Annotated in this window: 21 protein-coding genes and 1 pseudogene; 17 read left to right on the forward strand and 5 right to left on the reverse strand. The window is 38.9% G+C overall.

The annotated features are described in order from the left end of the window. Positions 1–38: 38 nt before the first annotated feature. Positions 39–239: a DUF3606 domain-containing protein gene (locus ABIB30_RS00120; RefSeq protein WP_211321544.1), complete on the reverse strand. Its 201-nt coding sequence runs from the start codon at positions 237–239 to the stop codon at positions 39–41. Between the two features lie 221 nt (positions 240–460). Here ABIB30_RS00120 and ABIB30_RS00125 point away from each other — a divergent pair, with 221 nt between their 5' ends. The 9 genes from ABIB30_RS00125 to ABIB30_RS00165 all read left to right on the forward strand — a co-directional run bounded on the left by ABIB30_RS00125 (position 461) and on the right by ABIB30_RS00165 (position 13837). Then, a complete protein-coding gene (locus tag ABIB30_RS00125) occupies positions 461–2056 on the forward strand; it encodes a tetratricopeptide repeat protein (RefSeq protein WP_354298714.1) in 1596 nt (531 codons plus the stop codon). 282 nt (positions 2057–2338) lie between these two features. Beyond that, positions 2339–5101, forward strand: a complete 2763-nt coding sequence (locus tag ABIB30_RS00130) for a TonB-dependent receptor (RefSeq protein WP_354298715.1) — start codon at positions 2339–2341, stop codon at positions 5099–5101. A gap of 18 nt (positions 5102–5119) precedes the next feature. Next, positions 5120–6382, forward strand: a complete 1263-nt coding sequence (locus ABIB30_RS00135; protein ID WP_354298716.1) for a right-handed parallel beta-helix repeat-containing protein — start codon at positions 5120–5122, stop codon at positions 6380–6382. A 23-nt stretch (positions 6383–6405) separates the two neighbouring features. Beyond that, entirely contained in the window at positions 6406–7494 is a 1089-nt protein-coding gene (locus tag ABIB30_RS00140; RefSeq protein ID WP_354298717.1) for a phytase, read from the forward strand. Position 7495: 1 nt separating this feature from the next. After that, positions 7496–8887, forward strand: coding sequence for a purple acid phosphatase family protein (locus tag ABIB30_RS00145; protein WP_354298718.1), 1392 nt, complete (start codon positions 7496–7498; stop codon positions 8885–8887). Next, positions 8874–10697 carry a cytochrome c peroxidase gene (locus ABIB30_RS00150; protein WP_354298719.1) on the forward strand — a complete coding sequence of 608 codons (1824 nt, stop codon included), beginning with the start codon at positions 8874–8876 and terminating at the stop codon, positions 10695–10697. Before ABIB30_RS00145 ends, ABIB30_RS00150 begins: the two co-directional genes overlap by 14 nt. A 66-nt stretch (positions 10698–10763) precedes the next feature. Then, on the forward strand, positions 10764–11555 hold the full coding sequence (locus tag ABIB30_RS00155; RefSeq protein ID WP_354298720.1) for a M12 family metallopeptidase: 792 nt from the start codon (positions 10764–10766) through the stop codon (positions 11553–11555). A gap of 180 nt (positions 11556–11735) precedes the next feature. Further along, positions 11736–12527: a M12 family metallopeptidase gene (locus tag ABIB30_RS00160; protein ID WP_354298721.1), complete on the forward strand. Its 792-nt coding sequence runs from the start codon at positions 11736–11738 to the stop codon at positions 12525–12527. Between the two features lie 137 nt (positions 12528–12664). Further along, complete coding sequence (locus ABIB30_RS00165) at positions 12665–13837, forward strand: esterase-like activity of phytase family protein (RefSeq protein WP_354298722.1); 1173 nt, start codon at positions 12665–12667, stop codon at positions 13835–13837. 26 nt (positions 13838–13863) lie between these two features. On the opposite strand, the gene ABIB30_RS00170 is transcribed toward ABIB30_RS00165, so the two are convergent. Next, positions 13864–14439, reverse strand: a complete 576-nt coding sequence (locus ABIB30_RS00170) for a pentapeptide repeat-containing protein (RefSeq protein ID WP_354298723.1) — start codon at positions 14437–14439, stop codon at positions 13864–13866. Positions 14440–14498: 59 nt separating this feature from the next. After that, the gene (gene dinB, locus ABIB30_RS00175) at positions 14499–15632 is read right to left on the reverse strand and encodes a DNA polymerase IV (RefSeq protein WP_354298724.1); all 1134 of its coding nucleotides are present in this window, start codon (positions 15630–15632) and stop codon (positions 14499–14501) included. A 142-nt stretch (positions 15633–15774) separates the two neighbouring features. Between dinB and ABIB30_RS00180 the strand changes: the two genes are divergently transcribed. Together ABIB30_RS00180 and ABIB30_RS00185 are read left to right on the forward strand one after the other, a co-directional pair. Then, complete coding sequence (locus ABIB30_RS00180; protein ID WP_354298725.1) at positions 15775–19173, forward strand: trifunctional glycoside hydrolase family 18/polysaccharide deacetylase/glycosyltransferase family 2 protein; 3399 nt, start codon at positions 15775–15777, stop codon at positions 19171–19173. A gap of 69 nt (positions 19174–19242) precedes the next feature. Continuing rightward, positions 19243–19578 carry a hypothetical protein gene (locus tag ABIB30_RS00185; protein ID WP_354298726.1) on the forward strand — a complete coding sequence of 112 codons (336 nt, stop codon included), beginning with the start codon at positions 19243–19245 and terminating at the stop codon, positions 19576–19578. A 61-nt stretch (positions 19579–19639) separates the two neighbouring features. Here ABIB30_RS00185 and ABIB30_RS00190 read toward each other — a convergent pair whose 3' ends face one another. Further along, positions 19640–20827: a metallophosphoesterase gene (locus tag ABIB30_RS00190; protein ID WP_354298727.1), complete on the reverse strand. Its 1188-nt coding sequence runs from the start codon at positions 20825–20827 to the stop codon at positions 19640–19642. 209 nt (positions 20828–21036) lie between these two features. On the opposite strand from ABIB30_RS00190, the gene bla reads away from it, so the two are divergent. The 4 genes and pseudogenes from bla (at position 21037) to ABIB30_RS00210 (ending at position 22880) form a co-directional block, all read left to right on the forward strand. After that, on the forward strand, positions 21037–21894 hold the full coding sequence (gene bla / locus ABIB30_RS00195) for a class A beta-lactamase (protein WP_354298728.1): 858 nt from the start codon (positions 21037–21039) through the stop codon (positions 21892–21894). An 84-nt stretch (positions 21895–21978) separates the two neighbouring features. Then, positions 21979–22155, forward strand: a complete 177-nt coding sequence (locus ABIB30_RS00200) for an SMI1/KNR4 family protein (RefSeq protein WP_354298729.1) — start codon at positions 21979–21981, stop codon at positions 22153–22155. 62 nt (positions 22156–22217) lie between these two features. Next, positions 22218–22385, forward strand: a pseudogene (locus ABIB30_RS00205) (SMI1/KNR4 family protein); the annotation flags it as partial. A gap of 45 nt (positions 22386–22430) precedes the next feature. Further along, the gene (locus ABIB30_RS00210) at positions 22431–22880 is read left to right on the forward strand and encodes a hypothetical protein (protein ID WP_354298730.1); all 450 of its coding nucleotides are present in this window, start codon (positions 22431–22433) and stop codon (positions 22878–22880) included. On the opposite strand, the gene ABIB30_RS00215 is transcribed toward ABIB30_RS00210, so the two are convergent. Next, entirely contained in the window at positions 22836–23285 is a 450-nt protein-coding gene (locus tag ABIB30_RS00215; protein ID WP_354298731.1) for a GNAT family N-acetyltransferase, read from the reverse strand. The genes ABIB30_RS00210 and ABIB30_RS00215 overlap by 45 nt on opposite strands. A gap of 136 nt (positions 23286–23421) precedes the next feature. On the opposite strand from ABIB30_RS00215, the gene pdxR reads away from it, so the two are divergent. Both pdxR and ABIB30_RS00225 read left to right on the forward strand, forming a co-directional pair. Further along, on the forward strand, positions 23422–24876 hold the full coding sequence (gene pdxR, locus ABIB30_RS00220; protein WP_354298732.1) for a MocR-like pyridoxine biosynthesis transcription factor PdxR: 1455 nt from the start codon (positions 23422–23424) through the stop codon (positions 24874–24876). Between the two features lie 77 nt (positions 24877–24953). Next, a complete protein-coding gene (locus tag ABIB30_RS00225) occupies positions 24954–25874 on the forward strand; it encodes a hypothetical protein (RefSeq protein WP_354298733.1) in 921 nt (306 codons plus the stop codon). Positions 25875–25876: the final 2 nt, after the last annotated feature.

Below are 25876 nucleotides of genomic sequence, written 5' to 3' on the forward strand. Positions count from 1 at the left end.
GAGAGCTTTCTTTTAACGTAATTAAGCGTCTGCTTTTGTTAAGCGTACTTAGTTCTGATATATTTTTCTACTTCATCGGCGACTGCACTATCTGATTCTTTAACTGCGCGCTTCAATAATTCTGGTGTAACACCAAATCTTTTAGACCAATATTCAACCTCGTAGTATTCTTGTAAGTCAATCAATTTGTTTTCCGGCATATTCGTTTCGTTCGGATCGTAATAAGTGTGTCTGAGCATATATTGTATGGTTAAATAGTTTTAGTAGGGAATGTATATCAATACCTATGCCTAAATTTAAATCTTTTATTTCTTATTTTGTACAATTAATGTTATCATGTTATTAAACAAAACCTAACATTTCAGTATTCATTACCATTGGCTTAACATTGTATTAATACTAGAAGGCTTCCTTTGCAGGGGCCGGGACTCCAATCAAGCGGCTGTTTAATTGTTCTCAAATGATAGCTGTCAACTGCAAATTTTATCTTAAAACCTCGATTTTATTATTCATCTGTTTATTCCAACTGAACAAAACTGAGGCAAGATCAGTACCCGAACAAGAACTTAAACGCACCTTGGCGCTCAGTAACCGCCTCCCGGATTCTGCATTCGTCCAGCTAAAAAAGCTCTATCACCAGGCCCTTGCAGACAATAACAAAAAGATTATTGGGATGTGCCTGCAGCAAATGGGGAAAATTTGTTACGCTCAGGGGCATTATGCGCAATCTCTGGAATATCATCAGCAAGCAGATAAACTCTTCAAACAGCTTAATGAACAAGACTTACTTGCTGATAATCTGAATGATATGGGTGTAGTCTATTACCAGAATTTCAATAAAAAATCTTCCAGAAAACAATATGATCAGGCGTTGAAGCTCTATAAAACCACCCATAATAGCATAGGATTGGGAGAAACTTATGGACATATTGGCCATTTATACGAAAAAGAACAGCGGTATGATAGCGCTTTTTATTATCAACGGCATGCTTTAAAAGAATATCAAAAGGCAGGATATAAACAAGGAGAAGCAAAAATCTATGAGAACCTGGGGAGTATTCACGAAGATCTGGTTCGCTACGACTCTGCAAAATATTACTTTGATGAATCTCTGAAATTATACAAAGCTGTAAACAATGAAGTTTCCAGTATTGAAGTGATCAACAATCTGGGCGATATTTTTCGGAAAACAGGTGATTATAAGCAAGGATTGAAGTACACCAGAACTGCTTTAAGTTTATCTATCGCTACTAAAAATGAGTATCAACAAGCTTCGGCCTACCGCGATATCGCTAAATCCTATAACCTGACCGGACAAAATGATAGTGCCTATTATTATATGGAGCTGAGCCGTAAACACGTCCTTCACTTATATTCTGACGAAAGTAATAAGCAAATGTCCTTTTTACAGATCATTTATAATATAGATAAGAAGAATGATGAAATTGCTGCTTTGGAAAATAGCAAAAAGGTAAACCTGATTATCAGTATAGCAGTAGTGGTAGTTATCCTGCTGCTGATCGTTATGGGCGTATTGACTATTTCCCGTCAAAGACTTAAGCTAAGAGAAAACAGGGCAATTGCAGAAAAGAATGAACAACTTAATCTGGCCCAGCAGCAACAATTGGAACTTAAAAGCAGGGAACTCACCACACACACTTTGCAAGTGATACAGCACAATAATTTCCTGGATAGCCTGCGTACCAAGCTTGATGAGATGATCAAAGAAGACAAGCGGGATCAGAAAAAGCAATTGCAGCAGTTAGTCAGGCAACTCAATCAAAATATCAACCATGACCAGCAGTGGAAAGATTTTACCCAGGTATTCGAGCAATTGCATCAGTCATTTTTTGATAGTCTAAAAGCACATTGTGAAGAATTGACTGTAAATGATATCCGTTTAATTGCGCTGCTGAAAATGAACATGAGCTCTAAAGATATGGCGGTGATTTTTGGGATTTCTCAAGACAGCCTCAGGGTAGCCAGGTACAGGCTAAGAAAAAAACTGAATATTGGCCAGGGAGATAACCTAAGCAACTTCATTCAAACGATCTGATTTGCTTACCGTGCAATCTGATTTGAATTAAAAAATCAAATTCTTGCTATTAACAATTCCTTAATGTTACGCTAACTGAATGATAACGGCGGCTCTGTTCTTTTTATTTACTTGAATATCAAATAATTACAACAACTATGTATACGCTGTATGCGCTTTGTATACAGCCATGTTCACGGTGTTTACATTTTGTACACGGTGATTTTTAGCCAACTGAGAAAGGATAACTCACTTTTGTTGCAGCGAAAAAAACAACACGCTCACAAACAAACAATTTGAACAATGAAACTAATTTTACAAACGATTCTTTGCTTATTCTTAAGCATAGCGGTGGCAAAAGCCGGTAACATTAAAGGACACGTGTACGATCATCGGACCGGAGAAGCCCTGATCGGCGCTTCCGTAAGATTGGAAAACACAACACAAACAACTATGACTGGTTTGGACGGTTCTTTCGAGTTCAAACATGTTAAAGCAGGAACCTTTACGATCAAAGTTTCTTACATCAGTTATAAGACCTTCACTAAACAGATCGAAGTAGAAAAGGAGCATAACCCTGCTCTGAATGTGTATTTGAGTGAAGACAATACCAATGACCTGAGCGAAATTGTAATTGCAGCTAAACAGGAAGGCTCTACAGAACGCACAGCCAGAAAGATAGAACAGAAATCTATGCAGGTGATGAATGTGGTTTCTGGCAGGGCAATGGAAATTTCCCCGGATTTAACGGTGGCTAATGCGATACAAAGGGTATCGGGGGTAACCATTGAAAGAAGTAATAACGGAGATGGACAATATGCTATTCTGCGGGGAATGGATAAAAGGTATAATTATACTTTGGTAAATGGGATCAAAATACCAAGTCCGGATAATAAATTCAGATATGTACCTCTGGATATTTTTCCTTCAGAATTACTGGAACGTTTGGAAGTCTACAAATCATTGACGCCAAATATGGAAGGTGATGCTGTTGGTGGTGTGGTTAATATGGTGATGAAAGATGCACCTTCCAAATTGCAGATAAATGCAAATTTGGCAACAGGTTACAGTCAGATGCTTTTTGATCGTAAATTCCTTGCTTTCGATGCAGGTGCAATCAATTCAAAGTCCCCTTATGAAAATAATGGCAGAGCTTACGACGCGAAAGCAGCTGATTTTTCTAAAGGAACAGTAGACTATAAAGCAAAACAGGCAGACCCAAACCTGGTAGGTGGTATTTCTATTGGACAACGCTTTTTAAATAATAAACTGGGTGTATTAATCGCAGGCAGTTATCAGAATACTTACCGGGGTACAAACAGTACTTTCTTTAATTCAACCGTTGCTGAAACAGATAAGTTTTCAAGAATTACTTCGATGGCCGAAAGACAATTCAGTGAACAGCAAAAACGTTACGGATTACACGGAAAAATAGATTATAATTTTAATGACAGAAATAAAATCTCACTGGTCAACTCTTATGTGAACCTGACCAGTATACAGACACGTGATCAGATCACGACAAACTTTTCTACTTCAGAATACAATGCAGCCACAGGAAGCGCTGAAATTTCGTACGCTACCCGTTCAAGATATACGGAGCAGCAAATTTATAACAGTACGCTGCATGGAGAGCACACGCTGGTTCCGAAGAAATTAAAAATACAATGGTCAGCCGTTTATTCTACCGCTAAAAATGATATTCCGGATGAAACAACGATCTCGCTAAACGGAACACGCAGAAATTTCCTGGATAACCGGACTACAGCAAAAGAAGTTGATCACAGATGGTCCAGAAACACGGATGAAGACAAAGCAGGTTATCTGGATATCACTTATACGGCCGATATTGCAGGTACTAAAGTTGATTTTACAGGTGGTGGACTTTACAGGGACAAACAAAGAAGCAGTTTCTATAATAATTATGTCCTTTATCCATTAAACAGAGCAGGTTTATACGGAACTGATTTCATGAACTATACAGATATCAACTGGGAAGTCCAGAATCCAAAAGGAGCGGTAGCAAATCCATTAACTTATGATGCTTCTGAAAAAACTACTGCCGGATATGGAATGTTCAATTTCAAAATTGCTAAACTGGAAGTCATCGGTGGAGCAAGAGTAGAACATACCAATCAGGGTTATAACCTGTTATTTCCTGCGGGGGAATCAAATCCAGCCGGAAGCCAGGTATATACAGATCTGCTTCCAAGTCTGAACCTGAAATATGGTTTGAGTAAAAATGAAAATTTAAGAGCAACCTATTTCCGTTCACTAAACCGTCCTGGATTTTACGAGATTGTCCCTTCAAAAACCGTTACTGAAGAATATCAGGAACGCGGTAATCCGGATTTGAAACGTGCTATTGCTGATAACTTTGATTTACGTTATGAATTGTTCCCAAACAGTACCGACCAATTATTAGCAGGTGCGTTTTATAAGAATATTAAAGATCCGATTGAATATACGATCCAGGCAGATGCAACCAGAGGACAAGATCAATATTATACGCCTGGTAACTTTGGAACGGCTAAAAACTACGGTTTAGAAGTAGATTATATCAAATTCTTCAATAAGATAGGGATTAAGGCCAATTATACCTATACGCATTCCCGGATCACCACAGATAAAAGCAGCAGGATCAGAACTGAAAGTGGTGATCTGAAATTAATTAATGTGGAGCAAAGCAGGCCTTTATTTGGTCAGTCGGCACATACTGGAAATTTATCGCTGATTTATAAAGACAGTAAACATGGATGGGATGCGCAATTGGCAGGTTCTTATACGGGAGAAAGAATCAATACGATCTCTCAATTTGTGGACAATGATTTATGGCAAAAAGGGTTCATCCAGATGGATGCTTCTGTAGAGAAGAGATTTAAAAATAACATCAGTGTTTTTATTAAAGCTGGAAACTTGTTGAATACACCTAATGAGTTGTTTATCAAAGGTAAAAATAGTTTAAATGCAGACCTGCCGAAACAAAAAGAAGGTGGCAATGAAACATTGATCCGCAAAGATTTCTACGAACAAACTTACCTGATAGGTTTACGCTATAAGTTATAAACGAATTATATAAATTATATGAAAATAAATAGATTATTCATAGTAGCAGCCTTAATGGCTGCACTATTTACCAGCTGTAAAAAAGCGAATATAGATGTAGACACCACGCCAATTGCCCAGAATGGTAGCGGCGTTTCGGGTGAGGTATTTGGAATATGGACTAAAGGAAGTGTAGTCCGGGTAACTGGGGATATAATTGTTCCTGCATCAAAATCATTAATCATTGAAGAAGGCGTAACGGTCATTATGGATACGATTGCCAAACCAGAATTCATTGTTTTAGGTAATTTATATTCCATGGGAAGCGCGGCAAGTCCGGTTAAAATCACGGTAGAAGAAAACTATAGAACTGCAGCGAATAAATATGGTAAACTTTGGGGTGGTATATTGGCTGCAACAAGCTGTACGGAGTTATTACTGGACAATACGATTATAGAATATGGAGGTGGGGCAACTACAGAAGCTTCAACCTCTGTGAAAATGGGCTTATACAAAGCTAAAAGTGGCGAGAATACACCTGCACTGTGGTTTTCAAATGTGAAAGGTAAATTGGTAGTGACTAACAGTACTTTCAGGTATTTCAGAGATGACTGTACCTATATAGAAGGTGGAAAGATCATCTTTTCAAATAACAGGTTCTACAGTACAGGTTTAGTAGGTGGGGAAGGTATCAATATCAAATCGGGATGTCTGGCTGATATCAGCTATAACCTGTTTTATGCAACCAATACCAATGCGCTTAAGCTTTCTAATGTTGGTGACAGAACGCCACAAGCACATGTAGTGGCTTATAACAATACAATGTTGAATACAGGCTGGAGAAGGCCAACCGCAAAAGGTGGTTCTGTCTGGTTAGAAGCTACAGTATATGCAGAATTATACAATAATTTGTTTGCCAATACCCGTTTCGGAATTAAAAGAGATCTGAAGCTTCCGGAAGATAAACGCTCAATTTTCAAAAATTCTTTGTATTATGGATATAGTCAGGCCACAGTTGATCAGTTTCAGCCAAAGACTGATATTGTTGGCGGAACTAATGATGTGATAGGCAAACTGGCAGGAGAGAATAATCCTGAATTTGCGAATTATCCATTGAATACCGCTACAGATAACCCTACCTTAAATGAAAGCTGGGACTTCCATTTATTACCAGGTTCAGCGGCATTGAATAAAGGGACTACGGCCTTTGTGCGTAATTTTCCAGACGGATTGACCGTGAATGGAATCCTTTATCCTTCACCAGCACCATCTGTCAATATCGGCGCATTTGGCTTAAAATAATCAGCTTTCATCAAATCATTAATATGTTAAGATACCCTACAAAATTTCTTTTGCTCGCCCTGCCGGTTTTAGCAGCGGGCTGCAATCAGAAAATTACCAATACTATGGCAATTGCTGTGGATTCCGCAATTGTTCAACCCGTAATTGTGTCAGAAAAAGTACAATTCGATTCTGATGATCCTGCCATCTGGATTAATCCTCTGGATGCGTCAAAAAGTCTGGTTATCGGGACTGATAAAGCCACTGAGGGCGGGTTATATGTTTTTGATCTGCAAGGTAAGATTCAGCATAATCTGGTCGTAAAAGGGCTTAAACGCCCAAATAATGTTGACGTTGCCTATGGACTGATGCTGAATGGCAAAGCAACTGATATTGCCATTACTACAGAACGTTTTACCCATAAACTCCGGATCTTTTCTTTACCTGATTTAAAGCCTGTTGATAATGGTGGTCTTCCGATGTTTGAGGGAGAGACGGCACCGGAATTCAGAGACTTAATGGGAATTTCTATCTACACCAGCAAAGCTGGAAAGATGTATGCTATTGTTGGCCGTAAAACTGGCCCTGAAGACGGGACTTATCTATGGCAATACTTGTTAACTGACGATGGAGCTGGTCATGTTAAAGCAGAACTGGTCCGGAAATTTGGTCATTATAGTGGTAAAAAGGAAATTGAAGCTATTGCAGTAGATAATGAACTGGGCTATATCTATTATTCAGATGAACAATTTGGCGTGCGTCAATACTATGCTGATCCTGAAAAAGGAAATAAAGAACTGTCTTTATTTGCGACAACTGGTTTTAAGGAAGACCATGAAGGTATTTCTATTTATAAAACTTCAGCTACCGAAGGCTATATTTTAGTGTCAGATCAAGGGGCAAATCAATTTCATATCTTTAACAGAGCAGGTACAGCTAAAAATCCTTATGCACACGAACTTTTGAAAGTAGTTAAAGTGAGTGCAAATCATAGCGATGGATCTGATGTAGTCAATGTTCCACTGAATAATACCTTTAAACACGGGTTGTTTGTGGTGATGAGCGATGATAAAACCTTTCATTATTACCGCTGGGAAGATATAGCAGGTAAAAAACTTAAAATTAATCGTTAAGATGCTTAAGAAATCAGTATTGTTATTTTTCTCCTGTGCACTGAGTGTAATAGTCTTTGCACAGGAAAAGCAAAAAGGTGCGGCAACCGAGCCAGTGAGGCTGATCCGTGGTCCTTATTTACAAGTGGCCAGCAGTACCGGGATATTAATTCGCTGGAGAACTGATGTTTCTTCCAGAAGTAAAGTTCGTTATGGAACAAACCTGGCTAAACTTGATCAGGCTGTACAAGATCATCAGTTATTAACCGAACATCAGGTGCAGTTGAAAGGATTGAAGCCGGCTACCCGTTACTATTATTCGATCGGTGGCCTTCAGGATACTTTGCAAGGCAATCAGGATAACTATTTTACTACTTTGCCTGAACCCGGCAAGATTGGACATTACAGGATTGCTGCTTTAGGGGATTGTGGAGATAATTCAATCAATCAGCGCAGGGTAAAAGAACAATTGATTAAGTACAATGGTGATAAAGGTTTGACTGCATGGATTTTATTGGGTGATAATGCTTATTCTGATGGAACAGATTCGGAATTTCAGAGTAAGTTTTTTAACATCTACAAAGACGATCTGCTGAAAAAGTATCCTTTGTTTCCAACGCCGGGAAATCATGATTACCATGATACCGATCTTTCGGCTAAACATGCGCAGGAAACTCATGAGACTGCTTATTACCAGAATTTCTCTATGCCTGTTCATGGTGAATCAGGTGGTACGCCTTCTAATACTCAGGCTTTTTATTCCTTTGACATTGGGAATATACACTTCCTTTCTCTGGACTCTTATGGAAAAGAAGACCGGACTTACCGGTTGTATGACACTATAGGCCCACAGGTACAATGGATTAAAAAAGATCTGGCAGCCAATAAAAATAAAGGCTGGATTGTTGCTTTCTGGCATCATCCGCCTTATACTATGGGTTCACATAATTCTGATCAGGAAGAAGAGCTGGTTAAAATCAGAGAAAACTTTATTCGCATTATGGAACGTGAAGGAGTAGATCTTGTTTTGAATGGCCATAGCCATGATTATGAACGTAGCAGAATGATGAAAGGGCATTATGGGCCTGCTCATACCTTTGATGCTAAAAAACATAACCTGAGTACTTCTTCTGGGAAAAATGACGGCAGCCCGGATTCTGCTCCTTATCAGAAAGATCCTGCGCATAACCAGGGAACGGTCTATGTGGTGAGTGGTTCTGCGGGTAAATTGGGTGGAAAACAATCAACCTATCCGCACAACGCGATGTATTTTTCTGATGCAGAGCATGGCGGGGCGAGTGTTTTAGAAGTAGAGGGTAACCGTTTAGAGCTCAAATGGGTTTGTGCAGATGGAGAAATCCGCGATCAGTTTACAATTGTTAAAAAAGCTGGCGGAGCCCATGTACCGAAATAAACTGAAATTAATCCTCCAGTTTTTATTATTTCTTACCTGTCTGTCTGTTGTTTTAGGACTGAAAAAATCAACAGACAGTACAGGATTAATTCCTTTAGTGGAAGAAGTTAAAGTCAATTTTAAGCTGTTTGCGCAAAGCACAAATGATTTGCAAAAGGCGGTTGCAGCATTGAATGAAAACCATCAAAGTATCAATGAGGCCAAAAACGCTTTAAAAAACAGTCGCCTGGCTTATAAAAGAGTTGCATTTTTTCTGGATTACTTTTTCCAGAGTTCTTCACTGATTTACAATAAACCTGCAAAAACAGAGGTAGAAGAGCCCTACATGGAATACCAGGAACCTTCGGGATTCCAGGTGATGGAAGCATTGCTATTTGATCCCCAGCCCTGGGTTCATCAAAAAGAACTGGCCGCACAGGCGGAACTGTTAGCAAGCTCATCCTCAGATCTGCCTGCTTTACTTTATAGTTTTACAGCAACGGATCAGCAAATATTAGAAAGTGTACGTTTAGAGCTTATTAGGGTTGTAACCTTAAGTATAACTGGATATGATGCACCCGAACTGAAAAGTGGGATAGTGGAAGCGGAGCAGAGTATCCGGGCTATTCAAAAAGCGCTGTTGCCTTTACTGCAGCAGTCTGATCAGGCTACAGTCTTGCTCCGTCAAAATCTGGATGCGACAGCAGTTTATCTGGATCGGCATCCCGATTTTGATAGTTTTGACCGGATGAAATTCCTGACAACTTATGTATTGCCTTTACAAGAGCAGCTATCGAATTTTATCAGGTTTTCAAAGGCTGAATTGAATACGCAAAGCGCCCTGAATTATGAGGCTAAAAATATCTTTAGCCCAGATGCTATTCCTTTGAGTGTATTTCCAGGTGCAATAAAAACTGACTCTAAAATTGTAGCACTAGGGAAAAAGCTCTTTCTGGAAAAGGCACTGTCGGGAAATTTGAAAAGGAATTGTGCAAGCTGTCATCATCCTGAAAAATATTTCAGTGAGCCATTAAAAACCAGCCTGGCTTTTGATGGGGAAAGTAGTGTGGTGCGTAATGCGCCAACTTTAGTATATGCAGGTTTTCAATATAGCCAGTTTTGGGATGGACGCGTTAAAAGTCTGCAGGAACAAATTAAAACAGTAATTGCCAATCCGCAAGAGATGAATGGATCACATCAGGTGATTTCAGAAAGGATCAGTAGCTCAGGGATTTATCAGCGGGATTTTAAGGAGCTCTTTCCAGCAGCAAAAGAAAATCCAGTCACTATCGATGCAATTGCTTCTGCGCTGGCTGCTTATGTGCAAAGTTTAGCACCCCGCAATTCCGCTTTTGACAAGTATATAAATGGCGATCGCCGCGCTATGAATGCACAGCAGCTTAAAGGTTTCAACCTGTTTATGGGAAAGGGCCAGTGCGGAAGCTGCCACTTTGCACCACTTTTTAACGGGTTGATTCCTCCGTATTATAAACTGACCGAATATGAGGTTTTGGGTACTCCTGAAAATGCAGACTTCAAGCACCCTAAAAAAGATCAGGACCGGGGCAGGTATAGCTTTTTCCCTATTAGTTATTACCAGGCTGCGTTTAAAACACCTACCATCCGCAATGTTGAAAAGACGGCTCCTTATATGCACAACGGTGCTTTTCAGGATTTATACCAGGTGGTGGATTTCTACAATAAAGGGGGCGGGGCAGGCTTGGGACTTGACTTGCCAGGACAGACACTTTCTGCTAAACCTTTAAACCTGACGGAGATAGAGATGCAAAATATAGTTAGTTTTATGAAATCATTAACGGATAATCTATAATAGTATATAGTTTTAGAATTATTTTTTCATAAATTGCTTTACATCTATTCAACTAAATCTATTTTTATGAAAAACAAATTTCTATTGCTCAGTACTGCCGTACTGTTCTGTTTGACCAGCTGTAAGAAAAATGCAGAGAATTCTGCGCCAGTTGTGAATGATCACAAAGTGCAGGAAACCGGTTTACATCAAGACTTTACCTGTGAAATGAAGCAACCAGCACCTGGTGGCCCAACCACAGAGTCCAATGGCCCGGCAAACAAATTATGGACCAATGGAAGCACTATTAAAGTGAAATTTATTGGCGGATCTACTATTGTCCGAAACAAGGTTATCCAATATGCTAAAAGCTGGGAAGCTTCTGCGAATGTTACTTTTTCATTTGTTGCAGATAATGCAGCAGCTGATATAAAAGTTGGATTTGCAAGTGGAGGCTCGTGGTCTTACATTGGTACAACATCTAAACAGTATTCGCCATCAATGAATTATGGCTGGTTCACGGATACAACAAGTGATACTGAATTCAGAAGAACAATTACACATGAATTTGGCCATGCTTTAGGGCTTAACCATGAGCAGTCTCATCCTGATGCTAATATTCCATGGAATACACAGGCAGTTTATAACTATTATATGGGCCCGCCAAACAACTGGACCAAAGCACAGGTTGACTTTAATGTATTGCGTGTAGAATCAAGAACAGGATTAAACTATACTGCTTACGATCCTGCATCAATTATGCATTATGCTGTACAGGCGCAGTTTACTACAAACAACACGACTATTGCTGCCAATAATACAACCATTTCTGCGAAAGATGTTTTATACATGAAAACGTACTATCCGGGAAGAAGTTAATTAATAAACAACATCAATATGCATGAAAGTGGCGCTTAATCAATTAAGCGCCACTTTTTTTTCTAAATATTACAGAACAATTCAATTCTGAACAAAATATTGAGAGAAATTTCAAATATTGTTTTGTAATAAAAATTATATTCATAAATTGCTGATACCTATACAACTAAACTTATTACCATGAAAAACAAATTTTTACTGATCAGTACTGCGGTACTGTTCTGCCTGACTAGCTGTAAGAAAAATGCAGAGAATTCAGCGCCAGTTGAGAACGATCAAAAAGTTCAGGAAACAGGCTTACACACTGGCTTTACCTGCCAGATGAAAGTACCTGCACACACCGGCCCGCAAACAGAAGCGAACGGCCCTGCAAACCAACTTTGGACAAATGGAAGTACCATTAAAGTGAAATTTATCGGGGGATCAACTTATGTCCGCAGCAAAGTAAAACAGTATGCTAAAACCTGGGAAACTTCTGCAAATATTACCTTTTCATTTGTTGCAGACAATGCAGCAGCTGATATTAAAATTGCTTTTGCAAATGACGGTTCGTGGTCATATGTAGGCAAGGAATCTAAAAATTACTCTCCTTCAATGAACTATGGCTGGTTTAATGACAGCACCAGCGACACAGAATTCAGAAGAACAGTAACGCATGAGTTTGGTCACGCTTTAGGACTTAACCATGAGCAGTCTCACCCTGATGCAAATATTCCATGGAATACTCAGGCTGTGTATGACTACTACATGGGACCTCCTAATAACTGGTCTAAAGCAGACGTAGATTTCAACGTATTAGCCGTAGAATCAAGAACAGGCTTAAATTATACGGCCTATGATTCGGCATCGATTATGCATTATCCTGTTGAAGCCCGTTTCACAACAAACAACAGAACTATCGCAGCTAATAACACGACTATCTCTGCGAAAGATGTGTTATATATGAAGACTTACTATCCAGGAAGGAGCTAATAAGTATGAGTTAATCAATTAATTGTTATTTTTAAAAAAGGGTGCTTATTTGATAAGCATCCTTTTTTATTTTAGTTCTCACCGTATATTAGCTGCGTTTTACTGGAAACAATAAAATTTCCAGCTATTCAATTCCTATGTTAAAACGTGAGCATTACTCCAAAATAGCATTTGCCTTGCTAATCTCCTTAGCTCTGGGCGGTTGTTCGGTGCGTAAAAATGTAACTCCTAAACAACAGGTATTAGCTTCAGTCACTAGCCTTAAATATATCAATACCTACGTTTTTCCCTATAACCAGCAATTTAAAGGAACTACAGTTGGCGGTTTGTCTGCTATAGATTTTGATCCGGTTAAGCAAGTTTATTACTTGATTAGTGATGACAGATCGGCGATTAACCCAGCCAGATTTTACACAGCGAAAATCTCGCTTTCTGCTGCCGGAATCAATAAAGTAAGTATGATCGGTGTGCATACGCTTTACCAGAAAGATGGTTCTGCGTATCCTAAAATCAGTAAAAATGCCACGCGCACTACAGATCCAGAAGCCATGCGTTACAATGGCCTGACTGGACATTTGTATTGGACCAGTGAAGGAGACCGTGTGATGAAGCAAGGAGATACTATACTCATCGATCCAACTATCAATGTCATTTCTACCCATGGAAAATATGCAGATAGCATTCCATTGCCAGACGACTTGAGGATGCAGCGTATAGAAAGCGGCCCGAGAAGAAATGGTGTTTTAGAAGGGCTTACTTTTGCGGATGACTTTAGTACTTTATATGTAAATCTGGAAGAACCTTTATATCAGGATGGGCCGCGCGCGGAAGTAGGGGTCAGAAATAATGCCTTTGTCAGAATTTACGAGTTTGATCTGAAGACTAAAAAGAATGTTGGGCAATATGCTTATGAGCTGGAGCCTGTGGCTTTACCACCATTAAAAGCCGATGGGGAATACGTTAATGGTATCCCTGATATCCTTTGGCTAGGCAATCACCGCATGCTTGTTACCGAACGTTCTTATTCCGAAGGACAGAAAGGGACGACGATTAAAGTATTCCTGGCGGAGTTGAAGGGCGCAACAAATATTATAGCTACAAAATCTTTAAAAGAAAATCCGGCAAGTCAGCCTATCCAAAAGAAAATGCTTTTAAACATGGATGACCTGGGGATTTATATAGATAATATTGAAGGTGCGACTATAGGGCCTGTATTGCCGAACGGGCATCAGACAGTGATTTTTGTAGCAGATAATAACTTTAATGAGAAGGAGCAGGCCCAGTTTATGTTGTTTGAGGTTATTCCTTAATTACAATCTGGTTTGAGGTGATATTGTTATCCTTTGATATCAATATCATATTTGGCTAAAAGACCGGCTATTCCAGCCATAGAGAATTTAGCTTTTCTGATTCTGTTCAATTCTGGATCAAGCGTATAATTATAAGCACTGGTGAAATCAGCTTTTTCCAGCAGGGTATTTTCAAATGTCGTTCGGTGCAGGTCGCAGTTGTCAAAAACAGAACCTCCCAGATCGGCTTCCGTAAAATCTGCCTGGTGGATCCTGGAGTCTTTAAATGTTGTCTTTTTAAGTTTTACCTGGTAAAAAGAACAATGATCTAAGGTGCAGCTGTTAAAAGTAAGTTCCAGTCCAAATTCATTGCAACTGTCAAAAATTAAACCTAAGAGCTTACTGTCTTTAAATTTAATTCCCCTCAAAGCTGTTTTCGTTAGTTTGGCCAGACTCAGGTTGCAGCCTGAAAATTCACATTCCAGAAAGACGAAACCAGAAAGGTCGGCATTGGAGAAGTCACAGTTTTTGAAAATACAGTATTCATATTCACCTTTTTCCAATGGATTTTGGGTGAAGTCTGCTTTATCAAACGTTTTTTCTTCTATGAATAATGTGGCCATATGATTGGTTTTTTCTTTGTTTGGAATGCTTTTGCAAATTAAAACATAATCTGCGAAAGCTAAAATAATTCCAGCTGATCTGGGTCTGTAAATTTGCCCGGGTTAATGGATGTCCCGAAATTACTTAGGGTGATACCCAGCAGACGGATTTTACGGTCATCAGTTTCTACCTTGAACAGCAGCTCTTTGGCTGCAGTAATAATAGTCGCGTAATCAGACACCCCTGTAGGAAATGAGGTGTTCCTGGTGAGCTGTTTAAAATCATCAAATTTGATTTTAAGTGTCAGTGTCTTTCCTTTTAACTTGTTCTTTTCCAATCTTTCTGCCACTTTTTCGGCAATCAGCTCTAATTCTGTAACCAGTTCTTCTGTAGAAATCAGGTCCTTACCAAAGGTATCTTCGACACTCAGTGATTTGGTTAAGCGATGTGGTTGTACTGGCCGGTCATCAATACCCCGCACTATCTTATAATAGAATTTGCCCGTTTTACCGAATTTACGGATGAGTTCCTGTTCGGACAGTTTTTTAAGATCAGCTCCATTATAAAGGCCCATTTTCTTCATTTTATCCGCTGTTACTTTGCCCACACCGAAGAACTTTTCTACGGGCAGCTTTTCCATAAAAGCATTGATCTTAGAAGGGCCAATGAAGGTGAGGCCGTCTGGCTTATTCATATCCGAGGCAATTTTGGCTACAAATTTATTGCTGGAAACTCCAGCTGAAGCAGAAAGGTTAAGCTCATTTTTAATCGCATCCTTTATTTGTTTTGCAATTTCCAGTGCAGAGCCAATATTCAGCTTGTCGGTAGTGACATCCAGAAAAGCTTCATCGAGCGATAGTGGCTCAATCAAATCTGTATAACGCCTGAATATTTCCCTGATGCTCACAGATACGCTTTTATAAGCATCAAATCTGGGGTACACGAATATGGCATGCGGACAAAGCTGTATTGCTTTTCGGGACGACATGGCCGAATGGATGCCAAATTCGCGCGCTTCGTAACTTGCTGTCGCCACTACACCACGTCCATCAGGAGAGCCACCTACCACAATAGGCTTGCCTCTGTATTCAGGGAAATCACGCTGCTCTACGGTCGCATAAAATGCGTCCATATCTATATGAATAATTTTTCGCTGAAGCGTTTTTTCTGCTGGATCTGACATCGTTAATTCTGGTTCGGTAAATCTCCCCATTATCTCCGGTTTTTTTGTCAAATTCTCCTTATATTTGACCAATATTAGGATTTTTTTAATTATGGCGCACTCAATATTTCTCTCTGCCTCAAGCAGGAGATGGCTGTAGTTTTATCTTGAATAATAATTATTTATTTCTCAAATGCCCGGAAAACAAATTTTTCAAACCACAAAGAAAAGCAGATGGATAACTTTTCAATGGGTGACCAGGATGCTCCTTATTGTATTTATTATTGCATCAGCTTGTGTAGCTTATACATTGCTATCTAATCATTACCCCAATTTGCCCATTATCAATAGTACGGCTACTTTAAGCAAGAAACAGATAGAGCAGATCAAGAAATCAAAAACGTATTCAGATTTCAAAATTTCTAAAAAGAAGCTCCTGCATATACAAGAGCACCAAAAGCTAAACAGGCTTAGACACCCGAATAACAAGGCGAGGATCAATGCTGGTTTTTATGTGAACTGGGATCCGCAATCACTGACCGATTTAAAAGATCATATCAAACAGCTGGATATGGTAGTTACAGAATCTTTCTTTATCAAGAACGGTGCTGATACTTTAATTGATCAGGTGAACGTGGAGGCGATGCAAGTCATCAACAAACATAAAAAGGTGGCCATTGCGATGGTTTCCAATTTTAGTAAAGATAGTTTTGATGGGAATGCAATCCACAAGTTGCTGCAAAATAAGCCACTGCAGAACCGGTTCATTGCTAACCTGATTAAATCCTTAAAGAAATATGGTTTTCATGGCGTAAATATTGACTTTGAAGAAATCAAAGAAAAGTCTGACGCACCGCTGGCCGCGTTCCAAAAGAATCTGTATAATCAGCTGCATGCGCAGAATCTGATCGTTACACAGGATATTTCTCCGGAAAATGATGATTATAACCTGCAGATCTTATCAGAATATAATGATTATATTTTTGTGATGGCTTATGATCAGCATAGCGAAAGCAGTAATGCTGGTGATGTTTCTCATCAACAGTGGGTAGAAGAGCAACTGGATAAAATATGTGAGAAGATTTCTTCTGAAAAAGTTATCCTTGCGCTTGCATGTTATGGCTATGATTGGCCGGATCAGGATGTTGGAAAAAATGTCACTTATCAGCAGGCTATTGCTAATGCAAGCAGGTATGGCGGAAAAATTAAGTACAACCCAATTTCGGCGAATCTGAACTACAGCTATACAGATGAATCAGGTTTACATCACCAGGTGTTTTTTACGGATGCTGCAACGAATTTTAACCTGATCAGAAAAGCTGATGACTGGGATGTTGCGGGTATCGCAATCTGGCGTATGGGGGCGGAAGATCCAAGGTTATGGTCTTTCATCTCTAAAGACCTGAGCATTGACTCTGTGCGTAAAAGTGGTGTTGATATTAAAAGATTAACCCATATCGGATTAAATGACAGGATTGATTACTCTGGTGAGGGAGAAATACTGGATTTAGTTTCTGTACCTAAACAGGGAAAGATTGATGTGAAGCTGGATACTCAGAATTTTGTCATTGCAGATCAGACCTATGTCGATTTACCTACAAAATATACCATCCGCAGATATGGACATGCGGAGAAAAAAATTGTATTGACTTTTGATGATGGACCTGATCCGGTTTATACCCCTCAGATCATTGATATTTTACAAAAAGAAAAAGTACCAGGAAGCTTCTTTGTGGTAGGGATTATGGCCGAGCAGAATATGGGCCTTTTACTGAAAGAATTTAACCTGGGTTATGAGATTGGTAACCATACTTTCTTTCATCCCGATATGTCTAAAGTAGGGCCGGAAAGGGTGAATTTTGAGTTGAATGCCACAAGAAAACTGATTGAGTCTGTAACCGGACATAGTACAATCCTTTTCAGGCCTCCGTTTAATGCGGATGCAGAGCCTTCAACCTCAGCAGAAATTCTTCCTGTAGCACAGAGCAGGGATCAGAATTATATCAATATCGGAGAGTCTATTGATCCTCAGGATTGGAGACCAGGTATTAGTGCAGATGAAATCTTTGCTGCTGTTGTAAAATACCAGGATAATGGAAATGTACTGCTCTTGCATGATGCTGGTGGTAACCGCGCGGCAACTGTAGCAGCTTTACCAAGAATCATCAAATATTTCAAAGATAAAGGTTATGAGTTTGTAACGATCGGAAATCTGATCGGCAAGAAAAAAGATGAGCTGATGCCTCCGGTTAATTCGGGTGGAAATGGTTTTATTACTTCAGGAAATACATTGTTCCTGAATGTATTCTCTTATGGAACACTGATCTTGAACTACATCTTTATCATGGCTATTATTTTAGCTATGCTGAGAAGTATCTTTATTGCTATTCTGGCTGTTAAACAGAAAATGGCGGGTAAAAAAGATAGCTTATTGCTGTTGAAAGATCCTGCAATGAAAGTGAGTATCATTATACCTGCTTATAATGAAGAGGTAACTGTGGTGCAAACTTTAAACAGCCTGCTGAAAACAAGCTATCCTAATACGGAGTTTATCTTTGTAGATGATGGGTCTTCAGATCGTACTGTAGAGCTGGTCAAAGAACATTTCAGTCAGGTGTCAAACATCAAAATATATACTAAGCCAAATGGGGGTAAAGCTTCTGCTTTGAACTTTGGTATTGCGCTCGCTGAAAGTGATTTTGTAATCTGTATTGATGCAGATACCCAGTTGAAAACTGATGCGATTACTGAATTGATGCGTTATTTTTATGACGAGGACATTGCTGCAGTAGCAGGTACAGTAAAAGTTGGTAACAAGATTAACCTGATTACAAACTGGCAGTCTATTGAGTATATCACTGCACAGAACATGGACAGAAGGGCATTTGATATTTTAAATACCATTACTGTAGTACCAGGGGCGATTGGTGCGTTCAGAAAACAGGTGATCCAGGAAGTTGGTGGTTTTACCACTGATACTCTTGCAGAAGACTGCGATTTGACGATGCGTATTTTAAGGGCTGGTTATATCGTGAAAAATTGCGATACGGCAATTGCTTATACTGAAGCTCCTGAAACGGTGGATATGCTGTTGAAGCAACGATTGAGATGGAGTTTTGGGGTAATGCAAAGCTTCTGGAAAAACAGGAAAACACTTCTGAATAAGAAATATGGTTATTTTGGAATGGTTGGGATGCCTAATATCCTGATCTATCAAATTATACTTCCATTATTTTCTCCACTGGCGGATTTCTTTATGGTACTTTCTATCATCACGGGGCTGTTTTCTTTATCTTCCGTAAATTCACTTACCTTAGAAGGTATGGGCAGCTTGTTAAGCCTTGATAACGGCTTTGGACAGGTGTTTTTCTTCTATTGTGTGTTTATCCTGGTAGATTTGTTCTTCGCAGGAATTGCATTCAGAATGGAGAAAGAATCCTATAAGAAACTGATTTATATCATCCCGCAACGTTTTTACTGGAGACAACTGATGTACCTGGTCTTGTTCAGATCGGTACGTAAAGCGTTGAAAGGAGAGCTGGAAGGCTGGGGAGTTCTGAAGCGTACCGGTAATGTAAAAGAGCAGTCTTAGCAGCTTATTTACCCTACTTAATACAACTAATAATATACATTAACATACACAACACGAAAGAATAACAATATGACTAACGATAACGCAAAACAAATATTTGCAGATTTTAATGAATTCTATGTAAAAGCTGTTGAACCTTTAAAAAAAGAGAATCCAATCTTTGTGAGATTAGACGGGAAAATTAAAGGGGATACCCGCGTAATTTTTGCATACTTTATGTACCAGGATAGAAAATGGAAAGTGAATGCTGATACCCATATCGACAGGCTTAAGATTGCTTTTGATCTTGGAGCTAAGGGGGGCGATCCATTTGTTATCAAAATGCTGAGAGATAATAGAGGTGAATACTTAGCTATTCAAGGTGAGCCAGTAAGAAACAGTAAAATTTATATTTATGCTGTTTAAGCTAAATAAATAATAGAAAAAGCCGCTTATCTTTCGAGAAGCGGCTTTTTCTATTATTTATTTAAACGCTTTTCTTCAATTCAATCACCGTTATTTCCGGCCAGATACCTATTCTTCCTGAGAAGCCAAGGAAACCAAAGCCGCGGTTAATATTTAATACGCTGCCGTTTTCTGATTTAATACCTGCCCAATGTGCGTAGCGATATTTAACAGGACTCCATTTAATACCAAATGCTTCCAGGCCAAACTGCATCCCATGGGTATGACCAGCGAGTGTTAAGTGGACTTTATTGCCAAAGACTTTAACTTGTTCTTCCCAGTGGCTTGGATCATGCGACAATAAGATTTTAAATTCGCTGTTGTCAGTACCGGCCAGTGCTTTTGGTAAATCACCTCTTTCGCCAAAACCAAGTCCCCAGTTTTCTACTCCTGCGAGTATGATGTGCTGTTCTTCTTTTTTAATTTCAACATGGGTGTCCAGCAATAATTTAAAACCCAGTTCCTGATGGTAATCTTTTAATTGCTGTAGATTTTTTGCTTTTTCAAGATCATTTTCCCATTTGATATAATCGCCATAATCATGATTTCCTAAAATGGAGAATTGACCATATGGTGCTTTGATTTGCGAAAAATAGCTGATCCAGGGTTTGATCTCTTCTGCTTTATTGTTCACCAGATCGCCTGTGAAAACGAATAAATCGGCTTTTTGTGCATTGATTAAACTGATACCACGTTGTACGGCAGCTGGATTATTGAAACTTCCGGCATGCACGTCGGAGATTTGCGCAAGTTTAAAACCGTTAAATTTATCTGGCAGGTCATCGAAATAAAGAACATGATTGATGACCTGATAATTGTATTTCCCGAAGATCATTCCGTAAATGAACAGGACAATTGTCAACAGGAACATCAGGAAAGATAAATCTACCCAATAGACATTTCTTCCTGTGCCGGTAAAAATACGAGGTACATCACCGATAAACAGGAAAATCGATACGACTACTTCGGCAGCAAAAAGCGTGAGTAACAGGTGGCTGGAGACTTTGAAGAAAAGATCCATCCCATGGGCACTCATTCTTCTGATGGCGAGAAAGAGCGCACCAATAGCTGCTATAATAAACAAGCAGAATAAAGGGGTAGTAAGGCTGGACGTGCTTATGATTAATAAACCCGAAAGTACATACCAGTTTAGCAGGAAGATAAAAATGGCAAAAAGTATAAAGGGGAGGAGACTGATTTTTCTTTTCATAATATGCGATAAATATAAATAAATTCCTGGTTTCAGGCATCGAATGTTAAAATAGGGTTTCTGGGGTACGCAGCAATAATGTTACCTTTAATTGTATTTGATTAATATCCGGCCTTTACCCGATCAATAATTCTAACTTAATTTGTATCATGACAAAATTCAGGAATCTCAGGTTAATTTTCGTAGTGTTATTTCTTTTACCCACTGTTATGTTTGCTCAGCAAAGCAGAACCATTTCACAGTTGCAAGAAAGAATTCAGCATATTATTGATACTACAGGAGGAAAAATTGGTGTAGGGGTAAAGGGAATGGATTTTAAAGGTGGTTTTGTCATGAATGGTAATTCTGGCTACCCAATGATGAGCGTTTTCAAATTTCCCCTTGCTTTTGCGATACTCCATAAGGTGGATCAAGGAGAATTAAAGCTGAGTCAAAAGTACCATATGCCTAAAGAAACATTGGACACCAATACCTGGAGCCCAATGCTTAAAGATTTACCGCATCAGGACCTGGATATAACCTTAGCAGATTTATTGACTTATGCGGTTTCAAAAAGTGACAATAATGCTTGTGATTTTCTATATACCAGGGTAGCAGGCGGGCCAGGTATAGTTAACGAATATCTCCATAAGGCAGGTGTAAAAGACATTTCTATTGTCTACACAGAGGGGGAGATGGAAAAAGACTGGGCGTTACAATATAAAAACTGGTGTAAACCTGCAGCTTCACTTCAATTACTTCAGCTATTATATAGTCAGAAGTTACTTTCTAAAGCAAGCAATGATTTTCTGATTCAGATCATGAGAGAGTTACCAGATTGGGCTAAAAGAATTACCGTTCTTTTACCTCCCACAGCTGATTTAATTCATAAAACCGGTGCGTCGGGTGTAAATAAAGAGGGATTAATGGCCCCTTTCAATGATATTGGTATCGTTACTTTGCCTAATGGCAGGCATCTCGCTATTTCAGTATTTATGTCTGATTTTAAGGCTCCAAAAGAAAGAGGTGAAAAAGCGATAGCAGCAATAGCAAAAGAGATCTGGGATTACTATTCGGTAAATCATTAATTCTATAAGTATGAAAACATATAGATTACTGGCTCATCGTATTTACTTCTGTGTGTATGATTTAAGAAATCCTATTCAAGAGGCATGAAAGAAAGTGAAATAAAAACAATGTGGTCGGTACCGAAATACTCACCTTATATTCAGCCAGAGTTGACAGACGAGATATTATTGGGTGCTGAAAAGCAATTGGGCTGCAAACTTCCCAAAGAATATATAAAATTACTGAAGATTCAAAACAGGGGATATACACGTTTTACTTAAGTGGCGATGCCGGCCTGCTTTTTGGAATAGGACCTTATTTCCCTTCTATAACCACGACAGATCTGACTGATTATGCACCTGCGAGTTATGAACTCAATGGACTTATTCCATTTGATGGCGACGGACATTGGTATATTTGCTTTGATTATAGAGGAGGTAGAATTGACCCTGAAATTACTTTTATTGACCTGGAATGTGACGAGGAGGAGGTGATTGCTGATAGTTTTAAGGAGTATCTTGCTTTACTTGAAATCGATGCTGAGCATTTGTATGTTATGGAGACAGAATTGGCAATAGCGGATGTTTTAAAAGAAATTTCAAACGTTGCAAATATTGAATTTGCGGAACCTGATTTTTATAATTATGGATATGCAGATTATGAAGGTGAGTTTAAAGGTGGTCATATTTGGGTAAGTCCTAATCAGGTTCCGGCTAGTTTTATCCGGGAAGAGGATGAAAATTATGAGCAATTCAAAGCATTAGAGGAAAGCACTTCTTTGAGATATCCCGAATTATCAGAGGACTGTTTATTGATTGTTTTTTCTGACGATAAGGTCAGAAAGGAGTTTGTTAAAACATTAACAGATAGTCCAATTAAGATAAGAGTTAGAAGAACTATTGGATCTCTAATTGGAGGGAATGCCAGGAAAGGTGTCATTTCCTGGCCCCATTTCTTTTTATTAATCAGCCTTCCACCAGTTATAATAATGATGAGCTTCATCTAATTCAAAGCCGCATTTCGGATATAGTTGATTTCCGATAATATTTGTCTTCTCTGTCTCTAATAATAAACCACAGGCATTAGTTTCGTCGCAATACTGCTTGCATCTATCAATTAAATCGATGGAAAGGCCACGTCCGCGAAAATTAGGGGAAACGAACAGATCACTTAATAGCCATTGACGTTGTAATTTTCCATAATGATACAAGGGGTACAATTGGGCAAACCCTGCAAATTTGTTATCTGCTTGAATTAAGAAAGTAACAGTTTCCTTGTTGGTGATCCTGTCTTTAAGAAAAGCTTTTCCTCTTTCGAGGTCTGAAGGTTGTCTGTAAAAGATCCTGTAATTGTTAAATAGTTCTGCAAATTCATTTAAATGTGCTAAGGTAGCTTTTTCAATATGCTTCATAATCGTGGTGTTTAATATGCTGCAAAGCTGGCTTATTTCAGGATGCTTTTGTGAGTCCAGTTTTAACAAATTCATAGGGCCAGATAGTTGATGTCATACATATTTGGTTAGTTTTGCAACTGACAATAAAAAACAAATGTTAAGACCGTGGAAGACTCTTTTTAATATTTCTTTTCATACTGATCACACACTGGTGAGACAAATAAGTGAGGTGATCAGAAATGAAATTATCAGGGGGAGGTTGGAGAGTGGAGCCTCGCTACCTGGAAGTCGTGCATTGGCTCAGGACATTGGCGTCAATAGAAAGACCGTTGTTTTTGCTTATGAAGCACTAATTGCAGAGGGCTGGCTGGAAAGCAGGCATAAATCGGGAACTTTTATCGCTAAAAATCTGCCACTGATAGCAGAAACATCAAAGCCAGTTCTAAAACGGATAGTAAGCAATTTCAATTATATTCAACATGATTCTTTTGATCTCAACGATCGTCCGCTGGACGGGAATCTGATTGTTTTTAATGAAGGTGGCCCGGATACCAGGCTGGCCCCGCTCAGAGAATTATCAATGGCTTACAAACGCGTATTCCAACGTCAGGGAAAATGGAGGTTATTGGGCTATGGTAGTGAAAAGGGAGATCTGAAGCTTAGAGAGATGATTGCTGTTATGCTTGCGCGGGATAGGGGCTTGCACGCGGATGTAGCTGATATTTGTATCACCAGGGGCAGCCAGATGGCTATCTATCTTGCGGCAAAAGTTCTTGTGCATCCTGGAGATGTGGTTGTGGTTGAAAATCCAGGGTATTATGCTGCGAGAAAGTTATTTCATGAAGCGGGTGCTGTATTAAAAACAGTCGATGTAGATAAAGATGGAATTAATGTCGACGCGCTTGAAGAATTATGTCTTCAGACCAAGATCAAAGCAGTATATGTGACACCGCATCATCAATTTCCGACCACAGTAATGATGAAAGCTGGAAGAAGAATAAAATTAATCGAACTTTCCCTTAAGTATCATTTTGCTGTAATTGAAGATGATTATGATCATGAATACCATTTTGGCGCGGGAAATAATCTGGCATTAGCAAGTAATTATAAAGCTGCGAATGTAATTTATATCAGTTCGCTGAGTAAACTCATTGCTCCGGCAATCAGAATGGGATACATTACTGGCCCTGCGGCATTTATGAAATCTCTTGTGAATTTACGCGTACAGATAGACAGACAGGGAGATGCAATTATGGAACATGCTATAGCTGAATTGATGGAGGATGGTACTATGGCAAGGCATGCGCGTAAAGTGGTAGCTGTTTATAAGGAGAGAAGAGATTTAATGGAGGCCTGTTTACTGCAGAATTTTGGTGATCAGGTCAGTTTCCGTAAGCCCGAAGGTGGGCTTGCTTGTTGGGTGAAGTTTAACCGGGAAATGAACTTCCCCCAATATATGGAATTACTTAAGCTTAGAGGCGTTCAAGTTGTACCGCCTGGTAGTTTTTACTTAAATAATCAACCTTCTGATTATATAAGGCTCGGTTATGGTTCTTTAAATAAGGAAGAATTAACTGAAGGGTTAAAGGTCATGAGTTGTACTTTGTGAGTTGGGTTTTATTTTAGACGAGGGCTTCTTAGGTTGTAAATGAGAATAGATACCTTAGCCGTATATTTTAATTATAAATGAGTTTTGGAGATGTTTCTGTGTTTAAAATAAAGATGCTGTTAATTGCTGGTGTATTATTGATTTCTTCTGTTACAAATGCACAGGGTATAGCGAAAGAAGCTATGTATTTGTCTTTCGATAATGCTTTTAAAGATATCACAGGTATATCCTCATCTTTACCAATAAGATTATTTAAGCTGAAAGGTGTAAGAAAAATAATATTAAAGGGTGCTGAGCAGCTTCCTAATGTAAGATCTGTTACCATAGCGTTCAACAATAAGGGGCAATGGGTAAATATGAAAGATAATACGGGTACAGGCCTGTCGGTCACTTATCAGAACGATAAACCTTTTCAGGTTATAGTTGGCAATAAAATGAGTGACAGTGATTTTATATATAGGTTTGAGTATTCGGGTGATGTTGTCAGGATAAAAACGCTGAAAGGAAGATGGTTAAGGGATTTGGAATACCAATTGGTGGGCAAACAATTTTTAAATACCAAACTATATACTGATACAGGTAAAATTATTGATTCTGCATCGCCCCGTAAAGTGGCTTTAATAATGAGTTATCAGGTAATCAGGGAAGATAAACGCTCTATTTTAAAAGAAATCAACATCAATAAAGAGAAGTATTTTTCACCAAATGTAATTACTTACAGCAATACAGACTGGATTCTGCCTTTTAGCATTGAGAATAAATACGTCGTTATTGATGATCAGATTGCTGGAACCGACCAGTATTATTATGAGACTCCGGAAAAACTGGTTATTGAAAAAACAGAGATGGGCGAAACTACACGTTTTGTATACGAGCTTAGAGAGGGGTTGCCTGTTAGCCTTAGTCTGAGCAAACAGCCAAATGAAAAATGGATTACAGGAGCCCCTGAATCTGGCACTAAAGTGAACAATTTCAGTTATGAATATTTTGAAGAGTAAAG

Source organism: Pedobacter sp. UYP1, from assembly GCF_040547305.1.
Lineage (GTDB): Bacteria > Bacteroidota > Bacteroidia > Sphingobacteriales > Sphingobacteriaceae > Pedobacter.

Excerpts from the sequence above, each read along its gene's own strand:
- ABIB30_RS00120 (WP_211321544.1), bottom strand. The coding sequence starts at position 239 with ATGCTCAGACACACTTATTACGATCCGAACGAAACGAATATGCCGGAA.
- ABIB30_RS00125 (WP_354298714.1), top strand. The coding sequence starts at position 461 with ATGATAGCTGTCAACTGCAAATTTTATCTTAAAACCTCGATTTTATTA.
- ABIB30_RS00130 (WP_354298715.1), top strand. The coding sequence starts at position 2,339 with ATGAAACTAATTTTACAAACGATTCTTTGCTTATTCTTAAGCATAGCG.
- ABIB30_RS00135 (WP_354298716.1), top strand. The coding sequence starts at position 5,120 with ATGAAAATAAATAGATTATTCATAGTAGCAGCCTTAATGGCTGCACTA.
- ABIB30_RS00140 (WP_354298717.1), top strand. The coding sequence starts at position 6,406 with ATGTTAAGATACCCTACAAAATTTCTTTTGCTCGCCCTGCCGGTTTTA.
- ABIB30_RS00145 (WP_354298718.1), top strand. The coding sequence starts at position 7,496 with ATGCTTAAGAAATCAGTATTGTTATTTTTCTCCTGTGCACTGAGTGTA.
- ABIB30_RS00150 (WP_354298719.1), top strand. The coding sequence starts at position 8,874 with ATGTACCGAAATAAACTGAAATTAATCCTCCAGTTTTTATTATTTCTT.
- ABIB30_RS00155 (WP_354298720.1), top strand. The coding sequence starts at position 10,764 with ATGAAAAACAAATTTCTATTGCTCAGTACTGCCGTACTGTTCTGTTTG.
- ABIB30_RS00160 (WP_354298721.1), top strand. The coding sequence starts at position 11,736 with ATGAAAAACAAATTTTTACTGATCAGTACTGCGGTACTGTTCTGCCTG.
- ABIB30_RS00165 (WP_354298722.1), top strand. The coding sequence starts at position 12,665 with ATGTTAAAACGTGAGCATTACTCCAAAATAGCATTTGCCTTGCTAATC.
- ABIB30_RS00170 (WP_354298723.1), bottom strand. The coding sequence starts at position 14,439 with ATGGCCACATTATTCATAGAAGAAAAAACGTTTGATAAAGCAGACTTC.
- dinB (WP_354298724.1), bottom strand. The coding sequence starts at position 15,632 with ATGGGGAGATTTACCGAACCAGAATTAACGATGTCAGATCCAGCAGAA.
- ABIB30_RS00180 (WP_354298725.1), top strand. The coding sequence starts at position 15,775 with ATGCCCGGAAAACAAATTTTTCAAACCACAAAGAAAAGCAGATGGATA.
- ABIB30_RS00185 (WP_354298726.1), top strand. The coding sequence starts at position 19,243 with ATGACTAACGATAACGCAAAACAAATATTTGCAGATTTTAATGAATTC.
- ABIB30_RS00190 (WP_354298727.1), bottom strand. The coding sequence starts at position 20,827 with ATGAAAAGAAAAATCAGTCTCCTCCCCTTTATACTTTTTGCCATTTTT.
- bla (WP_354298728.1), top strand. The coding sequence starts at position 21,037 with ATGTTTGCTCAGCAAAGCAGAACCATTTCACAGTTGCAAGAAAGAATT.
- ABIB30_RS00200 (WP_354298729.1), top strand. The coding sequence starts at position 21,979 with ATGAAAGAAAGTGAAATAAAAACAATGTGGTCGGTACCGAAATACTCA.
- ABIB30_RS00210 (WP_354298730.1), top strand. The coding sequence starts at position 22,431 with ATGGAGACAGAATTGGCAATAGCGGATGTTTTAAAAGAAATTTCAAAC.
- ABIB30_RS00215 (WP_354298731.1), bottom strand. The coding sequence starts at position 23,285 with ATGAAGCATATTGAAAAAGCTACCTTAGCACATTTAAATGAATTTGCA.
- pdxR (WP_354298732.1), top strand. The coding sequence starts at position 23,422 with ATGTTAAGACCGTGGAAGACTCTTTTTAATATTTCTTTTCATACTGAT.
- ABIB30_RS00225 (WP_354298733.1), top strand. The coding sequence starts at position 24,954 with ATGAGTTTTGGAGATGTTTCTGTGTTTAAAATAAAGATGCTGTTAATT.